The organism is Endozoicomonas sp. YOMI1 (genome assembly GCF_024606345.1).
GTDB lineage: Bacteria > Pseudomonadota > Gammaproteobacteria > Pseudomonadales > Endozoicomonadaceae > Endozoicomonas.
Genome location: NZ_JAHHPM010000295.1, coordinates 1 through 3,749 on the forward strand (window position 1 = coordinate 1; position 3,749 = coordinate 3,749).

The window sequence follows — 3,749 nt, forward strand, 5'->3', positions numbered from 1 at the left end:
ATACGATTCCATTTGGCCAACTACTTAAAGGTGCTGTTATATAATGATGAACAGAAGCTGTCCACTGTCCAATGTATCGGAGGCTGTTGCGAAAGTCGCTCATCAGAGTCATTTGTTATACACAAGTCGATATATTCGGTTATCTTAAGCTTTCGGCACATGGCAGCAATCAGTCTGTGAGGCTGTCCGAAGTATTGGAGAGGATAATGTCTGTGAGTGAAAGCGGTACCTTTGCCGGAGTTTCATTACATGAATAATCCCCCATTGAATTCAACGAATTTGCCCATCTACCCAACCCATACAGATGCTGGGGTAGCCAATGATCATACCGTTGCTCCTGATTGTGGCTCAAAAAGTTTCGCCGGATTCAGACAAATCAGTAAGGCAGAGCCATCTTCAATGTTGCAAGCCATGCTAGAGATTCCCGAGTTAGGCAGTCAGATATTCAGCTATCTTTCGTCTTCAGATCTGTCAAGGGTTGAGGCAGTCTCAAAACGTTTCAGGGACAATATTTTACGGAATCGTTCAAAGGAGATTGCCTGTTTTCGTGAGCTGCCTGATACCACACAATCTCGAGTGAAAAAGCGGATAGAGTCAGATTCTGATTATTTGATCGATTATCTGGAACGGTTTTCCACAACAAAACCCGAAGGTTATTTCCGTGCTATGCAACACAGAAAACCCAAAGCTTTTGTGGAAATTATTTATTTTAATCTACGGGAAATCAGTGGCCAGAACCTCTCTTTTGACACGGAACTCAAAGCGGCCATGGTTCACGAAAACAGGGTACACACGGTTCAATCCAGCGCTGACATTCCAGTCATATTGAGTTCCAGCGATGCTGAAGTAAAAATTGTTGAATTAATCCGTGGTACGCAGTGGGTTGAAACGTTGTCTATCCCTTACGGCAGGATTCATTGGGGTAAATATAGAGCACAGCTTTTCGCCAATGGAACCTGCCTTGTTATAAACAACAGCGCAGTGGTGAAGATTTTCGAGCGATCCCGGGATGGAAAATGGGACCATAAGACATCCCTTTTTGACGACGACGATACCGCTCGGGAAGCCACAGAATTCGTCAGTCCCAACAGTTGTCATGTGTTGGTCAACGCCAATTGCATAGTTGATGAGTTAAAAGTGTCGTTGACAAAATATGGGGGAAAAAACAGTGATGGAAAATGGATAGAGTTACCCCTTGGCGTAACTGATAGGGTGTTTGTTCTTGATGTCACTCGCGATGGCAGGTGTGCATTGGTAAGGGACACAGATGATCTGCTTATTTGCGATCTAACTGACGACGGGCCGGAGGTGAGTACGCAGTCCTATATAAATTCGCGTAAAGCCAAATTTAGTCCTGATGGAACACGTGTATGGTCAATTTATGGACGTAATGGTGCAAAGGTTTATATCCGTGGTAATCAGGGAAACTGGCTGGAGGAGTATATCATTGAGGATGAGAAGGATCGTTACTGGCTTTGGGATATAAAATTTAGTCCTGATGGGACCACCATCGCACTCAATGACTCGTACCGTGTCGAGATCCACGGGCAACAGGGAGAAGGAGTCTGGGGCAGACAAGCCGTTTTCGATGATTTTTCTGGCCGCCGTATTATTTCAGAAATTTTATTCAGCCCTTGTGGAACACATGGCGTAATAACATTATTTTCTAACCGTGTAGAAAAAAGAGTGCAACGAATCATCGGAAAGATCAGCGATGGGTCATGGGTAGAGAAGGCGAGTGTGGCTGCCAATGGCCTGGTTGTTTTTAGTCCTGATCAGATCCATGTTGCCGTATACTCTGCCAGTGATCAGCGAATCACCCTCTGTGAATTAACTGATGAAGAAGCCTTGCCAGAAGTCACCATTATCGAACAGAGCCAAACGGTTAACTCCATTGAATTCAGTACAGAAGGAAGCTATCTGGTCACCGGCAGTGACGATGGAATGGTCAGGATTTGGGGGCAAACCGGCAACAGGCGGTGGACAGAGAGAGCCACAATTGCACACGATGAACCGGTACATTTAGTTCAATTCGTAATGGAAATGACCCATGTGCTGGCTTGTTGCAATAATAGGACAAATCTATACGAACTAAAACCCAATGTCCTCAGCTTTAGCGTTTAATAGACATAGGCGTTTGATGAATTCCCCCCTGTAATCAACAACAAAACCTCAGTTCAACTTCTGAACCAACCGACTTTCCTAACAGAAAAAGCGAGCATTTTAAAAGAACTTTCGTTTTACATTACCTTCCCTGGCAGCAGCCATTTCAGCAGTCGAAGGGGTTATTTTGCACATATATCGTGAATCGCCGGTAAGCCACCCGCTGCCGTTGCAGTATAAACGGCACGACGTATCGCCTGTTCCACAGCCTCTGCCCCCATAATGCCCAAAACATTTACATCAGCATCCACTTCTCCGGTTGCTGCACTGAAAATAGTATCACCGTCGTACATGGAATGAGCAGGACGAATGGCACGTGACAAACCATCATGCCCCATTTGCGCCAGCTTTAAAGCCTGGGCTTTGGTTAATTTTCCGTTAGTCACCACCACACCAATGGTGGTATTTGCCCCGGGTAGTGCTTGAACAGTCTGGTCATTCATTAAGATATCCATACCAGAAACAAACCGCTGTCCATCTTCGCTCCTTGTGCCTGCAATGAGCTTCTCACCAGTAACAACATCTCCCCAGGCATTGACAGCCACTACGGCACCAACGACCAACCCTCTTCTCAGCTTAATGGCATAACAACCTATGCCGCTTTTTGTGGCGCGGTCAAACCCGGCAATTTTACCGATTGATGCTCCGGTACCGGCACCAACATTGCCTTCTTCAATGTCTTGGCGACAGGCCAACCTGGTGGCTTCATACCCCATTTGCTCACTGGGTCGGGCAGAGGCATCACCGACCGACTGATCGAAGAGCACCGCACCGGTGACAATCGGGATCCTGGCGAAGCCTGTCGGCAAACCAATGCCCTGTTCCTCCAGGCAACGACTGACCCCGTTCATACTTTCCAGGCCCAGCGCACTGCCACCGCAAAGCACAATGGCATGGACAGAATTCACCAGATTTTCAGGCCTTAGCAATTCCGTCTCCCTGGTTCCGGGAGCGGCACCGCGGACATCCACACCAGCCGTCACGCCCTGATCAAAGCGCAGCACCGTCACTCCGGTCAACCTCTCAAGATCTGATGCGTGACCAATAGCCAGGCCGCTAATTGCAAAAAGCTTATGACGCTGAGTAGTCATCTGCAAAACCTGTGAGATAATAAGTGGCTGGCCATTTGAAATTTTTCATTCTTTGCCTCTTTAGCATTTTTAATTTGGTAACCGGTAAGATAGCCAAACAGGCCAAAGCTCGCCCAAAAAGCCTTTTCAAACCATGCAAAATCCATATGCCGGTATTGCCGCGGGATAGCTGTCTAATGGAACGGTTACCGGCACGACTGCAATAAACTGTCATGTTGAAACAGCGGGAATGGCAGCAACTGCCGGTATTGGGGCGGGAGATCAGTCTCAAATGGTTCGGCCACCAAAACCCGCTCACCCAAAGGGTAAGCTGTTAGAAATGAAAAAAGACCCCTTGTCGGTCACGCTTGAAGTCGATTCTTTCGATGTAAAAATTCATGTTGAGTGGGAACCGGAAGCTTCGGTCACTTCAATGTGGCAATTGGCTTTTTTTATCCAATTTTTTAAAAACGGGTCATCGATTTGAACCCTGGGTCAATGATTGCCCATTGACCT

Annotated in this window: 4 protein-coding genes and 1 pseudogene; 3 read left to right on the plus strand and 2 right to left on the minus strand. The window is 46.9% G+C overall.

Annotated features, from left to right (window positions below):
• Nucleotides 1–411 precede the first annotated feature (411 nt).
• Both KDK15_RS21260 and KDK15_RS10360 read left to right on the plus strand, forming a co-directional pair.
• Nucleotides 412–507, plus strand: a pseudogene (locus tag KDK15_RS21260) (F-box protein); the annotation flags it as partial.
• A gap of 102 nt (nucleotides 508–609) precedes the next feature.
• Nucleotides 610–2,124, plus strand: coding sequence for a WD40 repeat domain-containing protein (locus tag KDK15_RS10360; RefSeq protein ID WP_257295284.1), 1,515 nt, complete (start codon nucleotides 610–612; stop codon nucleotides 2,122–2,124).
• Nucleotides 2,125–2,285: 161 nt separating this feature from the next.
• On the opposite strand, the gene KDK15_RS10365 is transcribed toward KDK15_RS10360, so the two are convergent.
• Nucleotides 2,286–3,254: a P1 family peptidase gene (locus tag KDK15_RS10365; RefSeq protein WP_257295285.1), complete on the minus strand. Its 969-nt coding sequence runs from the start codon at nucleotides 3,252–3,254 to the stop codon at nucleotides 2,286–2,288.
• Entirely contained in the window at nucleotides 3,251–3,400 is a 150-nt protein-coding gene (locus tag KDK15_RS10370; protein WP_257295286.1) for a hypothetical protein, read from the minus strand. The genes KDK15_RS10365 and KDK15_RS10370 overlap by 4 nt, the downstream gene beginning before the upstream one ends.
• 83 nt (nucleotides 3,401–3,483) lie before the next feature.
• On the opposite strand from KDK15_RS10370, the gene KDK15_RS10375 reads away from it, so the two are divergent.
• The gene (locus tag KDK15_RS10375; RefSeq protein WP_257295287.1) at nucleotides 3,484–3,720 is read left to right on the plus strand and encodes a hypothetical protein; all 237 of its coding nucleotides are present in this window, start codon (nucleotides 3,484–3,486) and stop codon (nucleotides 3,718–3,720) included.
• The last annotated feature ends 29 nt before the right edge of the window (nucleotides 3,721–3,749 follow it).